Source organism: uncultured Dokdonia sp. (assembly GCF_937910895.1).
GTDB lineage: Bacteria > Bacteroidota > Bacteroidia > Flavobacteriales > Flavobacteriaceae > Dokdonia.
The window spans coordinates 15,330-36,441 of record NZ_CALEMI010000014.1; the positions used below are offsets into that span (position 1 = coordinate 15,330).

General features: G+C 38.9%; 13 protein-coding genes and 1 riboswitch. Of the genes, 8 read left to right on the forward strand and 5 right to left on the reverse strand.

Annotation, left to right across the window (positions count from 1 at the left end):
* From Q0505_RS01105 to Q0505_RS01125, 5 genes are all read left to right on the forward strand, one after another.
* Window positions 1–1,827, forward strand: a complete 1,827-nt coding sequence (locus Q0505_RS01105) for a tail fiber domain-containing protein (RefSeq protein WP_299207872.1) — start codon at window positions 1–3, stop codon at window positions 1,825–1,827.
* Window positions 1,824–2,696, forward strand: coding sequence for a hemagglutinin protein (locus Q0505_RS01110; protein WP_299207875.1), 873 nt, complete (start codon window positions 1,824–1,826; stop codon window positions 2,694–2,696). The genes Q0505_RS01105 and Q0505_RS01110 overlap by 4 nt, the downstream gene beginning before the upstream one ends.
* 20 nt (window positions 2,697–2,716) lie before the next feature.
* Entirely contained in the window at window positions 2,717–5,071 is a 2,355-nt protein-coding gene (locus Q0505_RS01115) for a T9SS type A sorting domain-containing protein (protein WP_299207877.1), read from the forward strand.
* Between the two features lie 118 nt (window positions 5,072–5,189).
* Entirely contained in the window at window positions 5,190–7,715 is a 2,526-nt protein-coding gene (locus Q0505_RS01120) for a T9SS type A sorting domain-containing protein (RefSeq protein ID WP_299207879.1), read from the forward strand.
* Window positions 7,716–7,978: 263 nt separating this feature from the next.
* A complete protein-coding gene (locus tag Q0505_RS01125) occupies window positions 7,979–10,525 on the forward strand; it encodes a TonB-dependent receptor (RefSeq protein WP_299207881.1) in 2,547 nt (848 codons plus the stop codon).
* A 333-nt stretch (window positions 10,526–10,858) separates the two neighbouring features.
* Here the strand turns inward: Q0505_RS01125 and Q0505_RS01130 are convergent, their stop codons facing one another.
* Window positions 10,859–11,278: a TerB family tellurite resistance protein gene (locus Q0505_RS01130; RefSeq protein ID WP_299207905.1), complete on the reverse strand. Its 420-nt coding sequence runs from the start codon at window positions 11,276–11,278 to the stop codon at window positions 10,859–10,861.
* A 275-nt stretch (window positions 11,279–11,553) separates the two neighbouring features.
* Complete coding sequence (locus tag Q0505_RS01135; RefSeq protein WP_299207883.1) at window positions 11,554–11,748, reverse strand: hypothetical protein; 195 nt, start codon at window positions 11,746–11,748, stop codon at window positions 11,554–11,556.
* 204 nt (window positions 11,749–11,952) lie between these two features.
* Between Q0505_RS01135 and Q0505_RS01140 the strand changes: the two genes are divergently transcribed.
* Window positions 11,953–12,525 (forward strand): sulfotransferase family 2 domain-containing protein, encoded by a 573-nt coding sequence (locus Q0505_RS01140; protein WP_299207885.1) that lies wholly within the window; start codon window positions 11,953–11,955, stop codon window positions 12,523–12,525.
* Between the two features lie 594 nt (window positions 12,526–13,119).
* Here Q0505_RS01140 and Q0505_RS01145 read toward each other — a convergent pair.
* On the reverse strand, window positions 13,120–14,352 hold the full coding sequence (locus Q0505_RS01145) for an FtsX-like permease family protein (protein WP_299207907.1): 1,233 nt from the start codon (window positions 14,350–14,352) through the stop codon (window positions 13,120–13,122).
* A 1-nt stretch (window position 14,353) separates the two neighbouring features.
* Here Q0505_RS01145 and Q0505_RS01150 point away from each other — a divergent pair, with 1 nt between their 5' ends.
* Entirely contained in the window at window positions 14,354–15,655 is a 1,302-nt protein-coding gene (locus Q0505_RS01150) for a DUF1343 domain-containing protein (protein WP_299207887.1), read from the forward strand.
* 33 nt (window positions 15,656–15,688) lie between these two features.
* Entirely contained in the window at window positions 15,689–17,104 is a 1,416-nt protein-coding gene (locus tag Q0505_RS01155; protein ID WP_299207889.1) for a S41 family peptidase, read from the forward strand.
* Between the two features lie 553 nt (window positions 17,105–17,657).
* Here Q0505_RS01155 and Q0505_RS01160 read toward each other — a convergent pair.
* Window positions 17,658–18,749 carry a DUF5074 domain-containing protein gene (locus Q0505_RS01160; protein WP_299207891.1) on the reverse strand — a complete coding sequence of 364 codons (1,092 nt, stop codon included), beginning with the start codon at window positions 18,747–18,749 and terminating at the stop codon, window positions 17,658–17,660.
* Window positions 18,750–18,751: 2 nt separating this feature from the next.
* A complete protein-coding gene (locus Q0505_RS01165; RefSeq protein WP_299207893.1) occupies window positions 18,752–20,605 on the reverse strand; it encodes a TonB-dependent receptor in 1,854 nt (617 codons plus the stop codon).
* Window positions 20,606–20,633: 28 nt separating this feature from the next.
* A riboswitch (cobalamin riboswitch) is annotated at window positions 20,634–20,851 on the reverse strand.
* Between the last annotated feature and the right edge of the window lie 261 nt (window positions 20,852–21,112).

A 21,112-nucleotide genomic window follows, 5' to 3' on the forward strand; every position in this document is an offset into this window, starting at 1 on the left:
ATGAAAAAGTATTTATTTTTAATCCTGTTACTCCCTATTGTCGCTATTTCTCAAACTATAGGAATGAGTTATAAGGCCATTGTTCGGGACGATGCAGGAGTGGCTATGGCGAATCAAGAATTACGGGTAGAACTCACTTTGACTATTGTACCCATTAACTTTCCAGCCTATATAGAAACCCATACGCTCAATACCAACGAAAATGGTCTTATGATACTCACCATTGGTGAAGGAACCCCCATAAATGGAACATTTTCTTCATTGGATTGGTTAAACGATCGATTCGAACTCAATGTGCAAATTGATCCTGGAGATGGTCTTATAGATTTGGGAAGTACGCCCATGTATTCGGTGCCTTATGCGTATCATGCACAAACTGCTGTAAGTGCAGAAACTGCAACCATAGCGACCGATGTAGAAAATATCCCAGGTTTAGAACCCTTTGACGAAGGAAATGGTATTGGATGGCGTTTGGCAGGTCAAAATCCAGCTAATTATGGCCCAATAGGTCGTAATGCAGTCGATTTAAGTTATTCTTCCAATCCTGGAAATGATCGTGGAGCGCTTGGAGAACGATCATTTGCAGCGGGTAGCTCTGTGGCTAGTGCTAGTAATGCTGTGGCGATGGGATTTGACTCGTACGCTACTGGAAATACTAGTATTGTTCTTGGAAGTCAAAGCACCGCATCTGGTGCTTATAGTATGGCAGTTGGATTTAATGCAAATGCTTCTGGAGCTCACTCAATATCGCTAGGAGGCGGAAGTGATGCTAATGGAGACTATTCGTTTGCAGGGCCAGAAGGAAGATCTGATGGAGATTATTCGTTTGCTGGACCAGAAGCAAGCTCTAGTGGAGATTATGCAGTAGCTTTGGGGAATAATGCTTCGGCTTCAGGCTTTAATGCTGTTGCATTAGGTTCTTCCTCAGCACAAGCAGATAGTAGTTTTGCTGCTGGATTTAGTAATATTATTTTTCCAGATGCTGTAGGTTCCATTGCCTTAGGTTTTGAAAATGCATGCAGAGCAAATAACAGCATTACGATCGGGAATTATGTATGGTCAGATTCGTATCAATCTATCATATTAGGTACATACAATACAATAGTTGGTGGGAGTGATTCTTTTTTCTTACCAGGAGATCCCTTACTTCAGGTAGGAAATGGCACCAGTTTCTCCAATAGAAGCACAGCCCTTATGATTCTAAAAAATGGAAACGTAGGGGTAGGTACCACAAACCCAGCCGAACGATTTCACATAGATGGGGGTCGGTTACGCATAGGTACCGAAACGATTGAAGATACGGGGAGTAATGAATTGTCATTTAATGCAGGGCTTTTTCCTGATAGTGACGGTGCTTTTAATTTGGGTAATTCTAGCTTTCGTTGGAATGCTGTCTGGGCACAGGATGGAACAATTAACACCTCAGATAGGAGAGAAAAAGAAAAAATTCAAATTTTAAATTATGGCTTACGCGAAATTTTAAATCTGCATCCGGTACGCTTCCAATGGAAAAATAATCCCCAACAAGGAGAAAAATTAGGATTGATTGCGCAAGATTTATTGAAAGTGATTCCAGAAGTCGTTAAAACCCATGAGTTTGTTTCGGTAGATGAAGAAGGAACCCTTGAGAAAAAAGAGTTAGATCGATTGGGTGTGTACTATTCAGATTTAATTCCAGTACTCATCAAAGCCATTCAAGAACAAAACAAAATCATTCAGAAGCAGCAAACCAAGATAGAAACCCTAGAAGCCAAGGCTACAGAAATAGCGGAATTAAAAAATCGAATGACACAGCTAGAAGCTTCCCTTAAAACTACTATCAAATGAGAATTTTATATACGCTTGCTTTTTTCAGTATTTTTTGTGCAAGCAACGCACAAAGTATTGATCGCTTTAGTATTGACAGTGGTGGTACTAGTACCTCCGCTGGAGGAATCCAAATCGTGTACACGATAGGTGAAGTTCATGTCGCTGAACGTACGTCTGCTACCCTTTCTCTTTCAGAAGGTTTTATTGTTCCGCAATCCGTAAGTATCCGTGTGAATCCTATTGTTTTCCTTCAAGGCCCTGGAACAGATCCTTTTGCTGGAGAATTAGGATTAATGCGCGACAACTTGCGTAGCGCAGATCCTGTTTTAATTCCAACGACGTCCCCCTATGACAGTTCGATTTGTGATGCTTCAGTATTCTCTGTTACAGGTGAAAATGCTATTGTCGATTGGGTTTTTGTGGAACTTAGAGACGCTACAGATCCTTCCGTTATTGTTGCTTCCCAATCGGCATTATTACAACGCGACGGAGATGTTGTCAGCTCAGATGGTAGTACCTCCTTACAATTTTCAATCCCCGAATCATCCTATTATATCGCGATTACCCACCGTAATCATCTCGGCATTCTATCGGCAAACCCAGTGGCTTTAGATAACACAACCACTATGGTTGATATGACTCAAAACCTAAGTAGTATTTCTGGTGGAAGTCTTGCCGTTGTGCAGCTTACCAATGGTCAATATGCATTGATCGCTGGAGATGTTACTCCTGATGGACAAATTCTCACTACGGACTATTTGAATAGCCTTCCTTCCATTGGATTATCTGGCTATCTCACTACCGATGTGAATATGGACGGACAAGTACTCAATACAGATATTCTCTTACTCACGTTACCTAATGTTGGTCGAAGTCAACAATATTAAAGAACACCTAAAACCAAACTATGAAAACATTCATTACAATACTCACTTGTTGTTTGACCTTGTCTTATTCCGTTGGACAGAACATGACCTTATCTTTTGAAAATGCACAGATCATTAATGAAGTAGATAATGATTTCTATCAAGTAGATATCTTTATCCAATCCGATACCGATTTTATTCTAGGACCTGGACAATTTTTCATCGACTATAATGAAGCAGCTTTTGGTACAGAAATTAGTGCCAATGGAAATTTATTTTTTGAACAACCAGACGGTTCTATTCTTGCTTCTTCTAGTTTTAGTGTTGGAAACTACAATAATTTCAACACCAATGATAGTGGCTCCACACGCGCGAGTTTAAACTGGCTACAATTTTGGAGTTCGGGAACTATTGCAACCAATAATGTAGGAACGACTCCCGCATTTCTCGGACAAATTCGGATACAATTTGCAGATAGCATGATACCTCCAGATGTTTGCTTCAATACAGAAGACCCGAGAGATGATCAGTTTTTTACGGCCTGTGGTCCTTTTACACCTGCACCTGCTGGGGCGGATTGTGCTGGAGATATTGGCACACAACTCTTTGACTATACACCAGATTGTTCTGGTTCGACAATTCCTACGGTAGCCTGTACTGGTGGCACCACCACCTATACGATTGCAGGTGGATGGGACAATGGAACTCCTAATGCTACGATGACCGCTATCATTGCCGAAGATTACAATACAGCAACCATGGGATTGGGAGATATTAATGCCTGTGAGCTTACGATCAATCCCATGGCAACCCTTACAGTAACCGATGGAAACTTTATCAACATCCAAAATAATATTATCATCGATGGAACTCTTATCGTAGCTAACCAAGGAAGTGTCGTTCAAGTAGAAGAAAACGCTATAACGATCAATAACGGATCGATCTCCGTTTCTAAAACAACACCAACAATAGACGATCGTAATTTTGTCGCCATGAGTAGTCCTGTGACTGCTGAAGCGAGAGATCGAGTGTATGGAAATTCTAGAGCCGTTTTTAGTATTATCCCTGAAAATTTCATCCCCTTCCCTATCGATCTCATGACATTTCCAGAATTTGAAGGAGCTGAAAATTTCTTGGATGATGACAATGATTACTTACTACCAGTAACTGGAAGTACTGCCTTACCTCCTGCGGGAATTGGTCAGCTGATTTTCCCACAACCTGAAGCTAATGTTGGAGACGGAGCCTATACACTTACCTACACACAAAATCCTTCAAATCCAGGGACGTTAAACTCAGGAACCATTACCGTACCTATTAATTACAATGGTCCTGCAACCATTAATAATTACAACTTACTAGGAAATCCGTACGCATCGGCGATTGATGTCGCTGAGTTTATTAGTACCAATGATGCGGTAAATGAAGTCTACTATTGGGATCACTTGACGAATCCTACAGCTGCATTACCAGGATTTGGAACGAGTAATTTCTCTATGAATGATATTTCAATGCGCAATGCGATGATGGGTGTAGCCGCAGTCAACGGAGGGACAGCGCCTGGGCAGTTTATGGCATCTGGACAAGGATTTGGGATCAAGGCAGACCAATCACAGGCGGGAGCCAATACCCCTGTGGTATTTGCAAACAGAATCCGTGTGACAGGTAATAACGATGGGTTTAGATCGAGTGCTGTAGAAAACAATATAGATAAATTATGGTTAAATCTAACAACAAATGCCTACGAAGAAGCACAATCACAAACCGCCATTGGGTTTACGGAAAACGCTACGCAAGGATTTGATGCTGGGTATGATAGCAAACGCCTTGGGACGTTTCTTTCGCTATTTACAAATCTAGATGGAGCGTATTTAGCCATTCAAGGAAGAGAAGCTTTTGATCCTACGATAGAATTGACATTAGGATTTTCTACTTCAATAGAAACGGAAGAAACTTATACTATCAGTATCGATCATCTGGAAGGTATTGCTATTGAAAATGCGCCTATATTCCTAGTTGATCATTTAGAAAATACAGTCACAAATTTAAAGGAAAATAGCTATTTATTTACAGCGAGTAAAGGCATACAGTCGGATCGTTTTACAGTTATTTTTCAAGAACGTGATGTATTGGGTGTAGACGAAGTTCGCTTTCGCGAAAGCGTAACCCTCCATCCTAATCCTGCGACAAATCAGGTCACACTTACCTATTCTGGACAGCAGCAATTGCAAAAGCTTACCGTTACCGATATGAACGGGAGACTCATCAAAACAATGAATCTTAGAAGCTTTAATCATTCACTAAACATTCAAACTAGTAAATTAGCTAAAGGAATGTATTTTATACAGATTCAATCAGACAGCAACAGCATCACACAAAAATTGATTATCAAATAGAAGTATCAATCTAAAAAAATAGCACTCACTAATTAAAAAACCACCTTCACTAAAAAAAATAGACTGCTCACCCTCATCACGCTAACTTTAAGTACTCGCAATAAATAATCAACATATTATGAAGTACACATTACTATTTTTAGCATTGATCTTTGGGGGATCTACAATCAATGCGCAAGCACCTAATGATGAGTGTGCAGACAGAGAAACCATCACGGTAAATACTACTGAAGCACTCCAATACACCATTGATACTTCAACAGCTACAGAAAGTATCAATGCTTCTTGTGAAAATGTCAATACAGACAATCTTGATGTGTGGTATGAATTTACCATGCCCGTCAATGGAAATGTACGGGTAACCAATATCCCAAATACAGTGAGTGTAAGTATTTTTGACACGTGTGGAGGTACAGAAATTAGTTGTTCTTTTAACAATGGGTTTATTTACGGACTCCAAGAAGCTACCAATTATATTATGAGGGTGAGTGAGATTTCTACCTTTGCAGGCGAGGTTAATTTTAGTCTACAAGCTTTTGAAACTCCCACAAATGACGAATGCGAAACACCTCAAAACATACAAGTACTTCAAGAAACGACAACAGTCATCCCATTGGATAATCGTGGAGCTACAGAAAGTATAGATGCATCTTGTGATACTGTCAATACAGATAATCTAGACCTGTGGTTTAGTTTCACTATGCCTGTAAATGGATCTATTGAAATCTCTAATGTCTCAAACACAGAAGGGTTTTCATTATTTGACGAATGCGCTGGAGAAGAGTTAGGATGCTTTTATAATGACGGAAGCTTCTTTGAACTCATCAACGGGAATCCTTATCTCTTGCGTGTGACAAAGAGTTCGTCCTTTTCTGACGCCTTTGATTTTACCATACAAGCCGTAGAGACCACACCACAACCTTGCTCAGACAGTACGATTTGGGACGGTAATACTTGGTCTAATGGGGTTCCTGATAACACAAAATCGGCGTTGTTTAATGGAAATTACAATACCAACTTTGACCCTGAGAATATTAATGCCTGTAGTTGTACAATTGCTTCTGGAAGAACCGTCACTATAGGAGATGGTTTTTATTTACGGTCTGTATTTGATATTACTGTAGAGGGAACTCTTAACGTAGCTCATCAAGCAAGTGTCATTCAGGTGGCTGAAGATGCAATTACCATTAATAACGGCAACATTAATGTTACCAAAACAACACCTCCTGTAGCTGGACGTAATTTTATTGCGCTTAGTAGTCCTATGAGTGCTGAAACTAGAGATCAGGTATATGGAAATGCGCGCGCCGTTTTTGGGATTATCCCAGCCAATTTTGTGCCTTTTGATATAGATTTGATGGAATACCCAGAATTTGCTGGTGCCGAAAATTTCTTAGATGACAACCTTGATTATTTAGATCCGTACGCTGGAAGTAGAGCCTTACCAGACGCAGGTATAGGATTATTGGTATTCCCTTCTCCTGCAGACGATACGCCCGAAGCTCCCTATAACTTGACGTATGATCAAGGAACTTTAAACTCTGGAACAATCACTCTTCCTATCAATTACAACGGACCTGAAACCACCAATAATTACAATTTATTAGGAAATCCGTACGCTTCTGCTATTGATGTAAATGCATTTATTACCAGTAATGATGCTGTCAATGAAGTGTATTACTGGGAGCATATTACAAACCCTTCTGGAGACTTACCAGGATTTGGTTCTAGTAATTTCTCAATGAATGATATTTCCATCCGCAATGCGTTGGTCGGTATTTCGGCAGTGAATGGGGGGGCATCACCAGGTCAGTTTATGGCGTCTGGTCAAGGATTTGCCATCAAAGCTGATCAAGCACAAGCCATGAGTAATACGCCTGTAACCTTCACAAATAGTATTCGTGTGATTGGAAATAACGACGATTTACGCTCAGCAGAAAACTCAAGTAGTACAGATTTACTATGGCTCAATATGACCACCGATGTGTATGAAGATGCAGTATCACAAACGGCTGTGGGCTTCATCCCACAAGCGACGCCCGGTTTTGATCCTGGGTATGATACGGTGCGTTTAGGAACCTTTATCTCTCTATTCACCACGCTAGAAACTGGAGAGCAATTAGCGATTCAGGGAAGAGAGGTTTTTAATCCTTCGATAGAATTGACCTTAGGATTTTCTACGACCGTGGAAACTGAAGAAACATATACCATAAGTATCGATCATTTTGAAGGTGCTAACATCACAAATGCACCTGTATTCTTAATCGATCATCTTTTCAATGCTGTAACTAACTTAAAAGAAACTGATTATCAATTTACAGCACAACGGAGCATACAACCAGAGCGTTTTACGATCCTATTTCAAGAACGAGATATATTGGATATAGAAGAAGTACGCTTTCGCGAAAGCATAACCCTCTACCCTAACCCTGCTACAGATCAGGCGACTCTTACGTATGCTGGACAGGAACAGTTACAACGACTTACAATTGTGGATGTACAAGGGAAAGTCGTTCAAATCATCGAGCTTCAAAATTTTAATAACACTAGAATTTTGAATACAAGCAGATTAGCAAAAGGAATGTATTTTGTCCAAATCCAATCCGATAGTGCTACAATCACTCAAAAACTGATCATTAAGTAACTGTAGATAAGAATTATATATCAAAAAGGGAAGCTGAGATAGCTTCCCTTTTTTTGTCTAAAAACACGGTCTCTCTACCTTTAACACGTATTTTCTTTAGACTCTTAAAAAGAGTACGCCTAAATGTTAAAGTCATTTTTTTTGGTAACATTTTGCTAACAACAGACGTCTTGTTGTTATAATTACGATAGAATGCGTCATTATAGTATGTTATACAAAGTATTGTGCATAACATACATTCATCAATCAAAATCAATCAGAATATGAAACAATTTATCTTAGCACTCGTGCTATTATGGGGTAGTTTTACCTATGCCCATCCAAAGAATCCAGTAGACAAAATCGGAACGATTAAAGGAAAAGTACTGGATAAGCAACTACAAGAACCGCTTCCCTTTGTAACAGTTTCTATACTAGATGCTAAAGGCGAGCTCATCACAGGAGGAATCACAGATGATAATGGTCTGTTTGAAATTAAAGGAATTCCCGAAGGAGAAAATACAGTAACGATTCAGTTCATAGGCTATAAAATATACAGTACACCTATTAACGTGAGTCGAGAAAACAGAGATATTGATTTAGGAACTGTTACGCTAGAAGAAGAAGTTACGGGTCTGGATGAAGTAACCGTTGTTGCAGAGCGTACAACCATACAACAAAAAATAGATCGTAAGGTGATTACTGTTGGAAAAGATTTGACCACCTCTGGTCCTACTGCTGGAGATATTATGAATAATCTCCCATCAGTAACGGTAGATCAACAATCTGGGAATTTATCGCTGAGAGGGAATCAGAATGTACAAGTGATGGTAGACGGAAAGTTATCTAATGTTCCTGTTGCTCAATTATTAAAGCAAATCCCTTCTACATCTATTAAGCAAATTGAGTTGATTACCAATCCTTCAGCAAAGTACAATCCTGAAGGGATGAGCGGCTTGATCAATATCATTTTACATAAGAATGCCAATCTAGGAACAAATGTAAATATCAACACAGGCATAACCTATCAAGACAATCCAAAATGGAATACAGGAATTGATGTTAACTACAGAAACGGAAAATTCAATCTCTTTGGAAGCTGGGGTGGTAACTATAACAAAAATGCCAACTTTGGTTTTGTAGACCGTGAGCAAGATCAGATTTTTCAGGATTTCGATTTCTTTGACGATAGTAATTCTAACTTGTTTAAAGTAGGTGTCGATTATTATATCAATGATAAAAATACCTTGTCTGTTTTTACCAATCAAAACCTCTTTAACGGTTTTGTAACAGGAACGACAGTTGTAAATTTCCCAACAGATGCTAATGATGTGAGTCAAATTTTTGATAACAGAAATGACAATACCTCCTCCCAATATAATGTGGATTATAAATTAGCATTAGCCAAAGAGGGAAGTTCTATTGAGCTGGAAGTAGATCACAATATCTTTACAGGGGATGAGAATGGACTCTTCCTTTTTGACGGCGAAAATGTAGCTCAAGATTATGTAGATGCTATCAATACAGATCGTACAAGAACGACGATTAACTTAGATTATGTAAATCCGTTATCTGAAACGTTAAAGCTAGAAGCTGGCGCACAAGCACGAATCTTTGCCTCTGAAATTGAACGATCTACAGATCAGTTGGTGATTAATCCGTTTAACCTTTCGACAGATCCAGATACGTTTATCAATGCACCAGCAACCAACTTTGATTATGCAAGAGATATTTACTCGTTATATGCTTCTGTGAATAAGAAATGGGAGAAATGGTCTGCGCAATTTGGACTTCGTTTTGAGTCTGTAAATGTGACTGCCAATACGAGAGAAACCTTTTTAGAAGGTGTTGTTACCGATGATTTATCAAATTTTGATACTGATCCTTCCGTACAAGTATCTCGTGATGGGAATAGCGTACTTCGTAATTTCGGAAATGACTATACGCAATTATATCCGTCGGCGTTTATTACCTATAATCCCTCGGAGAAGAATCAGTATCAGTTAAGTTATAGCAGACGTGTGGATCGTCCTGGGATTGGGCAAGTAAATCCGATTAGAGAGTTTAGTACCCCGTTGATTTCGGCATTTGGAAATCCGTCGTTGATTCCGCAATTTACCAATTCGTTAGAAGTGAATTATACGCGTAACCTAGAAAAAGGATCGATTACGACTGGCGTATTTTATCGCTCGGTATCAGACTTGATTAATCAGGCGTTGTTGTACAACCGTACCGATCCGAATTTAAATAGTTTGATTTTTACAAATGATAACTTTGACGATACGTCTTCGTATGGATTGGAAATATCGGCGAATTATAAGCCATTGTCGTGGTGGAATTTTAATGCAAGTTTTGATGTCTTTTCTCAAACACAACAGTCGTTTGCAGAAACCGTAGATCCAACAACTGACAATCCAACAGTGAATGATATTACAAGTAGCAATTTTGAAATAGACAATGTAGTGTGGAATTTTAGAGTGTTCAATAATTTTAAAGCCACCAAAAAATTGACCTTTTCTGCCTTTGTTATGTATCGTGGGGCTAATGAGAATATCCAGTTTGAAGTAGACCCTATGTTTATGACCAACATCGGAGCACGATACAATTTCTGGGAAGGAAAAGCAACCGCAAGCTTGAACTACAATGACATCTTTAATACGATGAAGTTTCAAGGGACAGGAACCCGTCCATTTAATCAAAATATCCAGTTCAATTGGGAAAGTAATACAATTAATGCAGCATTATCGCTTCGTTTAGGAAGTAATAAATACCGTGCAAAATCCAGAAAGCGTCGTGATAAAGATGAGAAAGAAGGTGGCGGAATTTTTTAGATTGCTTTACATAAGTAAAAATATCTAGATACTGTGACCTAACTTCCAATGGTACCCTTGCAGTATCTATGATTTGAAAACCGAAGTTTGATCGCTTCGGTTTTCTTGTTTTTTACGCTTTCGCGAAACTGCCTGCAGGTAGGAGCGTACTCTGTAACAACACCTATAAAATACTTATTTAAAAAAGCATTTTAAAAATGTCAAACTGAGCTTGTCGAAGTTTTTAACATACTGATTTACAAGCCTCCTTCGACAGGCTCAGAATGACAATCAGTTTGTTTTTGGAACATTTTAGATACCCTACATATATAGATCGTATCTCTATAAAAAAGTCTAATTATAAAAACGCTTAAAAATCTCAACAAGGCGTGTAGAAGGAATCATCTTGTTTTCGTGATCATCCATCTCGCTTAAGATTTGCTCAATGGCTTCTGGGCGAATTCCCAATTTTAACCCATAATTACGGATGGCGTCTAACTCTGTAAAATGCGTCTCTTGATCGACGTTCATTAATAATAAAAGTCTATGAAACTGAGTGATACGTTGTAACTCGGTACTGAGTACACTTATTTTTAAAGGGTTGGCGTGAAGGGTATCTACCTCTGTTTTAGAAAGTCCTAAACGTGCTGCTACGGCAAGGATAAATTCGTACTCACGCTCGTGTAATATGTTATCAGCTTTTGCCAAACCAATCATATCTGAAATAATCTGTTTTTTCTCTGTACTCACAACGCTTGTTTTTTGTCGTGCAATATAAGCGTTATTCTGTTTTTATGAAAATGGGGAGTTTACAATAATAATAACTTATTAAATGAAATTAGCAAATAATCTTTGGAGCAAGCTTCGAGGGATTGGATACCCAATCTAAAATTAGGATAAGTCTTAGATCTCGCTGAAAAAAGCGGGATTAATTCAACTAGCTGTTTTAAATTTTATTGCTTCACAACTCTTTAAAAACAGCGTTTCACTAAAAAAACAGCAAAAAGGGCATACACCCTTTTTGCTATTATCAACAAATCAGGCACTCTCTAGCACCCCCCTAAACCACTACAAGGCACTTCTATTCCATCACAGAAACAAGTAACCCCTTCGCCAGGTCGACCCCAGTTTCCGCTAACTTCTACTGTCATATAGTCATCTTCATACACAACATATCCTCCTTGAATTGACTTTTGCTCTTTTGTACTTAGTGCTGTTCCTAAATTTGAAATCTTTCTTAACATAATTATACATTTTATTTTTCCTACTCTATTTAGAACTAGGCTTTTCGGATACCGCCTTTACTTGAAATTTTAATTCCCTACCCTTAAGAGCACTATTTGATATTTTGTTACCCTCTTATTTTAAAAAAATTACGAGTACTGCTCATAAAACAATATGTAACTTCGCCCCCGACCTTCTAAAACCCTACCTACTTAGGTATCTATATGATCATCATCCATACCCGAAAAACCATCTTTATTCACATCCATAGAACAGGAGGTTCTAGTATGATTTCACTCTTAAAAAAAGCACTTCCTAATCAAGTAGCAGTTATCGCACAGCACGGAAATGCCTCAACAATGGAAAGGAAGTTCCTTAAAGAACATCCTGAGTATTTTATATTTAGTATGGTACGTAATCCTTGGGAAAGACTGTTTTCTTGGTACTCGTTACTTTATAAATGGGATCCGCTAAATCTAGAAGAAGAACGTATACGGTTTGAAGAATTTCTCATTAATACAGCACAAGACAACGGTAATGATTCTTTTCTTTTAAATCAATTGGATTATTTTAAAAATACCACGCATAGTATGGATGATGTGACCATCTATCGCTATGAAAACTATATGGAAGAAATAAAGAAAATAGCAGATCGCCTTGGAATTGACATACAAGAGATTCCGCTTCTTAATGAAACCACACCTAAAAATTATAGAGCATATTATACCGAAAAAGGAAAAGCATTGGTCGCCCAAAAATGTGCTAGAGATATTGACCATTTTGGGTATTCGTATTAAGCCCTCAAGCCTCCTTGCCCCCAAAGTGGGAATAAATCCCCTAACCCCAAAGGGGGACTCTTACGCTTGCTTATATAGCTCAAAATATATATGATAAATAGAGACTACTCTAAAATAGAGTACTACTCTATTTTTAAAACCCTCATTAGAGTTTCCCCTCTAGAAAGAGGGGATTGATACCTATTTAATTTTAAAATGTCGTGTCCAAGGCGTAGTTGTTTTTTATTCTAAAGACGCTACGATTTTATTGCATAGCCTTAGCTACGGAATATATGAGTAAGGAATTTAGAATGAAAAAGAACAAGCTGACATTGCGACATTTTACGATTAAATTGGTATGAGGGGTGTGTTCTCATGAACTCACAAATTACACAGTAAAAACACCTCCCTAACCCTCCTTCTTAAGAGGGAAACTCAAACGTAAAAACAAAACTTTAGCAAGGTTCCTTTTTAAGAAGGATTTTTTTTGGAAAATGTGATGTAGAAAATAACAAGAACAACAATTAACATAATCCGTTAAACACTATTTAGGGAAGGTCAAAAACTACCGACTACTGACTAACAGCTACCTACTAAAAACTAACAGTCAACAACTTACTCAAACCGAATCGACTTCACTGGGCTAATCTTCGTGATGATGTAGGAAGGAATTAATAGCATAAAAAGACATAACGCAAACACGCTGACATTAAGGACTAAGATCTGTCCAAAATTAATATACACGGGAGCGACTTTCACGTAATACGTTTCGGGGTTGAGGGTAATGATTTCAAAATACCGTTGCGCATAGAGCAGCCCTAATCCGATGAGATTTCCCCAGAACAAGCCCATCCCGATCAGGTACATCGCATTGTATATAAATATTTTTCGGATACTATAATCAGAAGCCCCTAAGGCTTTTAAAATTCCAATCATACGCGTTCGTTCTAAAATCAGTACGAGTAACGCCACAATCATATTAATACCCGCCACAATAATCATAATGGCGATAATCAGCCCGATATTAAAATCAAACAACTTTACCCATTCAAAAATATTACGATTACGCTCTACCACGGTCATCGACCGTAAAAAGGAACCTGTATTTTGATACACATAATTATTAACTTCTTGCACCTCATCAAAATCATCTACAAACACTTCAAAAGCACCCACCTCATCATTTTTCCACTTATTAATCCGTTGGATATGGCGGATATCTGCCATAAGATATACCTTATCAAACTCCTGATACGCACTCTCATAAATCCCCACAATATCCAATCGCAACGGGCGTGGTGTATCCGATCTGTTATCTATAAAATAGACAATTACCTTATCGCCGAGTGAGAAACCGAGTCTGTTAGCGAGATATCGACTGATCAGCATTTCGGTATTGAGTTCTTCTGTAAATATGGGAAAACGTCCCTCTACGAGATAATCATCTATCCGATCCCAATCATAATCGGCGCCGAGCCCTTTGACAAGTACGCCTTCAAAATCGGTAGCGGTACGGATGATTCCAGATCGGGTTGCCACCGCTTGTATGTGCGTTACTTCAGGAACAGCATCAAAATCTGGATAAAAATCTTGTGCTCTCGGGATAGGATTTACTGTTTCTTGGCTATTATTTCCATCAAAATTAGACACCAAAATATCACCATTAAAGGCAGATACCTTCTCTCGTATCTTTTTTTGTAATCCTAATCCGGTTGCAATCGCGATAAGCATGGTGATCATTCCGATGGCAATCGCAATGATCGCAATTTTTATAATCGTAGTAGAAGCACTACTTTTATACGATGTTGCCCCATGTAATCGTTTTGCTATAAAATACTCCAGATTCAAAATGCAGATTCTTTTGTTCAAAAATACCTTTTTTTTAACGCTCTTTCTCTTAATTTCTTGTGGAAATGGGAATCACGTTTCTAATTCTACAGATCGTAAGGAGGTTTCCGCTTTCGCGAAAGCGGACTCAAACGCAGCAAATTCGAAAACGGAAATACAAAATACGAAAGATCAGCAGAACCTTCCGATTATTGTAGGTGCCAATCGAACGACTGAATATTTGCCGTTATTACAAAACAAAAAAGTGGGCGTCGTGACCAATCAAAGCGGACTCATTTTTAAAACCGAAACACATAGCAAAGAAAAAAGCACCCATTTGGTAGATTCGCTACTCAGCCTTGGAATTGCTGTCAAACACGTGTATTCGCCAGAACATGGGTTTAGAGGTGATGCAGATGCAGGCGAAAAAGTAAAAGACAGCAAAGACCCAAAAACTGGCTTGCCTATTGTTTCCTTGCACGGTAAAAATAAAAAGCCGACACAAGAACAATTACAAGATATTGATATTTTAGTATTTGATATTCAGGATGTGGGCGTACGGTTTTACACTTATATTTCTACACTGACATACGTGATGGAAGCCGCCGCAGAAAAAGGAATTCCTGTGATTGTGCTCGACAGACCCAACCCAAATGCACATTATATAGATGGCCCAACTTTAGAGCCTGAGCATAGTAGTTTTTTAGGAATGCATCCTATTCCACTAGTCTACGGAATGACGATTGGAGAATACGCACAGATGGTCAATGGAGAACGATGGCTGACTGATGGAATTCAATGTGACCTTACCGTGATTCCGTTACAAAACTGGAAGTATGATACTCGCTACTCCTTACCCACACGACCTTCACCCAATTTACCGAATGACAAGAGCATTAACTTGTATCCAAGTCTCGGCTTTTTTGAAGGTACGACCATCAATGCAGGACGAGGTACCGAAATACAATTTCAAATTTTTGGCTCTCCCCTATTACCTGCTGCGTATTTCCCTTTTGAATATACACCGCAATCTAATTTTGGCGCCAAAAACCCAAAAGAAAAAGGAAACCTTTGCCATGGACTCGATTTACGAGAGCAAGACTATCTGGCGCGCGTGAATTTAGAATGGCTTGTGGAAGCTTATACAGCACATACGGATAAAGAAAATTTCTTTAAAACAGCAAGTTTTACGTTGCATGCGGGTACCAAAAAATTACAAGAGCAAATTGAAAAAGGCTATACGTTTAAAGAAATAAAGAAAGGTTGGTATGCCGATATCGACACCTTTAAAAGCATCCGAAAAAAATACCTTATCTATCAATAAAAAAATTTACTTGCAAATAAAAAATTTGAAAAAATGAAAAAAATGAAATTTTTAGTGATAGGATTTCTAGCTTCCCTCACGATGGTAAATTGCTCTGATGATCTTGATGATGTCATCAGACCCGCAAGCAATTTAGAAATCTCACAATTTATTTACAGAGGGCTTAACTTCTGGTCGCTGTATAAAGAAGATGTACCTGATCTCGCCAATGATCGGTTTACAAGTGATGCAGAACTGAATGATTTCTTAGATGATTTTGAATCTCCAGAGGCGACCTTTGAAGCGTTACTTTCACCTAACGATCGTTTTAGTATCCTGAGAGACGATTACATCGAATTAGAAAATGCACTAAGTGGGATTCGTCGTTCTACAGGAATGCGTTTTGCGTTATTTAATGACCCTTCTGGTAACGGCGACGTATTTGGACTTGTGCGGTATGTGATTAATAACAGCCCTGCACAAGATGCAGGCGTACAACGCGGAATGATCTTTACAGGTATAGATGGCATTGCACTTACGAGTGACTCTGACTTTGACGCTATCTTCGGTCAAGATACCTATACCCTTAATCTCGCCGATTATGATGCAGACACCGAACTCTTTACACTCAACGGTACCGACATCACACTCAATCAGGTAGAACTGACGATCAATCCTATTCATACTGCCAGAACACTGACGGTAGAAGGACGACAAATAGGGTATTTACATTATACTGGTTTTACCAATGAGTTTGATGACCAACTCAATAATGCCTTTGCACAGTTTCAAGCAGAGGGTGTGACCGATCTTATTTTAGATATACGTTATAACGGAGGGGGTTCTATCGAAACCGCCAATGACTTAAGTAGTATGATTACAGGACAGTTTAACGGGGAGTTATTTATTAGACAAACCTATAATGAAGATCGTAATCCTGACAATCAATTTGATCGGCTTTTTAACTCGAATATTGGAAGTGGTAATGATGGTGCAGGTATCAATAGCCTGAATTTAACAAGAGTATATGTGATTACTACAGGAAGTTCTGCTTCTGCTAGCGAATTGATTTTAAGTGGTCTCGATCCGTATATCGAAGTAATTCAAGTAGGTACCACCACCGCTGGAAAATTTGAAGGATCTTTTTTATTATATGACTCACCTAGTTTTAGAAGAACAGATGCGATTAATCCCAACCATCGATATGTGATGTTACCTTTGGTATTACGCTCGGAAAATGCCAACGGACTCACGGATTATTTTGATGGCTTTACGCCTGATATTGTGATTGGAGAGGACTTTGCAAATCTTGGACAATTAGGTGTACAAGGAGAACCGTTACTAGATGCAGTGATTAACGAAATTCTTTTAGGAAGAAGCGCTGCCGCCAATTATAACACACGCGAATTACCCGCCGTATTCTTCAGTGATCAAAATGATATTTTATATCAACGGATGTTGAATGAGTAGGCCCCCTAGCCCCCGAAGGGGGAATTTCTTACTGTTGTGTGTATTTCTTTTGGGGTATGCTTTCGCGAAAACGTGAAGAAACAAAACAACGCGAGTCTGCTCCCTAATGCAATCTTGCGCTTTCTTAATTAACGTAAGTTCGATATACGTTATTAAATTTTTCTTCTTTTTCTTCAGTATAGAAATGATTTCCTGTTAAAAAATTTTGAAGCCTTGGAAACGACAAAGTGTTAGCTTTGGGCGAGGAGAAGCGATGGCAGAAACTTCTTGCGGTTTTTTACCTTAAGCGAAAAAATACCTAAGGAATCGAAGATTCATAAGTTCCAAAACTTAAAATAAAAACCACACGCATAAAAAGTGTCTTTTCTTTTGGTTCGGTTTTCTTTGGACAAGCGAAGAAAATGAACAAAAAATATCATTCTGAGCTCGTTAGATGATTTTCAAATAAATCACGTAAAAAAACTAAACTGTTATTTAAGTCAATCTCACATAAAAAACGCGAGTCTGCTCCCTAATGCAATCTCGCGCTTTCTCAATAAGTAGAAAAATACGACTATGGATTCACGTACACGTTGTCAGGAATAATCCCAACATTTAGTGTAGTCGTTAAGCTATTATCTCCTAAATTATAAATCTCCAACGTTCCGTTACTCGCAAAATCTCCAGCATTACATCCTATTAAAGTGGCACCGCCGTTCACTACAAACATATTAAAGAAGTTGACTCCTGAAAGTTCAGGTGTTGCTGGGGTTTGAAAGTTAACCGTGGTTGTTTTAAAAACACCACCATCTAGGAAATAATAAAGATCACTTCCAGAAATATTCAAATAGTTAGGATGATCATTCAAACCAAAAAGAAATGTAGTAATCACTTGATTGCTCGCTGTATTAATTCGTGTGAGAGTTCCTGGAGTTTCATTCCCAGTAAATGCTGGACTTCCGCCGGCTAGCACCCATAAATTTCCATCTGTATCAAGTTGTAGAGAATTAGGCACATCTCCTACAATAATTGTACTCGACACCATATCAGTGGTTGGATCAATCACGGTTACCGTATTATTCACGCCAAAACCACCTTGGTTTGCCACATACAAATTAAACCGATTAAAGATCATTTCTTCTGGACCTTCCCCTACAGGAATTGTTCCTGTCACTTCATTGGTAGTGAGATCAATCACAGCCACATAATCGTCGGTCGCGATATTAGGATCACCCCAGTTAGAGACATACCCTTTTCCATTGGCTTCTACAAAATATCTTGGATTCTCAAGCCCCGTTTCAATTCGTGCCACCTCTTCAAACGTAAACCGATTGACCACCGTAATCCGATTACTTACATTCGCAACCACATACGCTAGGTCTCCCGAAAAACCAATAGATTGTACTACATTTCCTAAATTATCTCCATTTACGTCTTGATAAATATCAGTATCTGCTGTCGTCAAGGTTGCATCAACAAAGTCAACACTTCCAAAACCTGTGTTAAATGGTCCCTGATTGGTGACCAAAAAACCATTTTCAAAAGCGAGCATTTCTTCTGGGTCTGGATTTGGATCTATGACCACAATACCGTCGTCATCATTACTACAAGCAAATAGAAAAAGGGTTCCAAAAATGGCAATCAATAAAAATTTGTAGAATTTCATAGTTAAAATGTATAGGTTGTTTGTATTAAAAAGTTACGCCCAGGATTTGGCCTAAAGGCAATAGTTTGATAGTTTTTATTTAATATATTTCTCGCTTGAAGCGAAAGTGTAATTTGCTGTTCTTGCTTCTTTACCAACGAATAATTTACGCCTAGATTAGAAACCCCATACCCCGCTACCGAATCTGAGTTGTCTGTCGTTGTATACACTTTATCATTGTATAATATCTGATAAAACGCTGACAAACGATCGAAAGTATAGCCAACGCTTCCTGTAATTTTTTGTTTAGGCACATACAAAAGCTGATTTCCCGTCTCTCTATCTTCGGCGATAGTGTATCCATAATTCCCTGTCGCTGTTAACAAATGTGCTCCTAACTTGTAGGAATACTCGGCAGTCAACTCAGTACCATAATTACGTGTTTCAGATAGGTTTTCTGGGCTCCAAATTCCCGAAAAATCAGGTCGCCAAACAATCAAATCTTGTGTCAGTATATAATACGTGTTGAGTCGTAGGTTTAGATCTTTGTAGGTAAAACGATGTCCTATTTCTGCTTGGATACTCGTTTCTGGAATTAAATTTGGATTTCCTCTGGCACCAGCACCTTGCCAATACACGTCATTATAGCTTGGGATTCTATAATTTCGGGAGGCGTTGATGGAGATTTTATACGCTTTCGCGAAAGCGTACTCAGAACTCATCCCAAATAACAACGGACTGTCAAATGTATTGGTCACCTCTTGTCTAGCTTGAATGCCATAATTCCATTTTTTGGTCACCTGATGATGCCACAGCGTACTTGCCGAAAAGGCATTCCGTGTCGCTTGCTGAATATTACTTCCTTCACCATCTACGGTCGTGTAATCCAATGTTGTTTTCAGGCGTTTATCGTTCCCAAACCGATAGGTGAAATCATAATTTGCCGTATACCTGATGGCTTTCCCAATTGTAGAAATAGATCGATTGTCTTCGGTTGGAAAATAGCGAAATTGTTCAAATACATGCGCCACTCGTAGCTTAGAATCATACTGTGTATCACTCGCTTGCCATTCGACAAGCGTTCGTGTGTTTCTGTCTTGATACGAGTCGTCAGAAGGTGCCGTGAGCGTTCCCGAAAAATTGCGATCGCCTAGAAAGGTATTATGGTACACCTTGATGAGCTGATTTCGCGACAGCGTAAACCCAAAATTCGCGTTGAGATTAGTGTTTTCAAACTGTCCGTTTTCGTTCAACTGATCAGTATCAAGATATTCAAAATCATTATCACTTCGTGTATAATCTACCGCGACATCACCATAGAATTTTTTAGTGCCAAAGCGAGATTTAAAATTTCCCGAAGGGGTATTAAAACTTCCATAACTCAGCACCAGTCTATTTTCAAAACGAGGCGCAAAGGAAATTTCATTATTGAGATGAATACTCCCGCCTATCGCTCCTGAACCATACGGAATACTTCCGCCACCGCTTCGTACATCAATATTATCGTAATTACGGCTGGATATGGTATTAAAATCGGTTTGCCCGTTGAGTTGAGAGTTGATGTTGATACCGTTCCAAACCACCGCAGTCTGCTGTGCAGACGTTCCTCTAAAAGACGCTGATGACACCCCGCCTGGTCCGTTTTCTCTTAAGAAAACAAGAGTTTGATAGCGTAAAACTTCGGTGAGTGCCGTTTTGGAATTGCTCAAAACAGAATCCGTCACTCTGGCTACGGTAACGCCTTGAGAGAAGTCGCGTAACTTCACGTCACTAAGGATCACTTCAGGCAATACCTGTAAGCTATCTATTTGCGAATGTGCCGTACTGATGCAAAAGCATAGTACCATCACGATGTACGAGATTTTTTCTTTCATCATCTGTGACCTTTTACCCGAAAGTCAGTCGATATTAATTATAAATCGTGGCAGGTCTCCTGGCTTGCTTCTTGTTAAATGCCTTCCCATCTTGACACCTCAAGACAGTGGCGGTGTAGTATTTTTAACAAGTCCTATACGTGTATAGGCACAGCTTACAGTTGCGGGAACAGCTTTTGCGTTTAACAAAATTCCCTTTTAATTGGTGAGTATGTGTATACTCTCCAAACCATAATTTGGTACAAAGGTATGGCTTTTATAAGAATATAGAGAAAAAAGAATATAGAATATAGACTCAAAATAGAGTAGCACTCTATTTTAGAGTGTTACTCTATTTTGGAAACTGAAACTGAAATCGAAGTTGAAGTTGAAGTTGAAACAAAACTACCCCCTCCGTCTGTATCTCGTTACCTCGATACAGCCACCTCCCCTCGTTGAGGGGAGGAGCTATGTTAGTAGTTCTATTCATGTAAGTGGTAAAAGACAAAAACTTCTCTTTGGGGGCTAGAG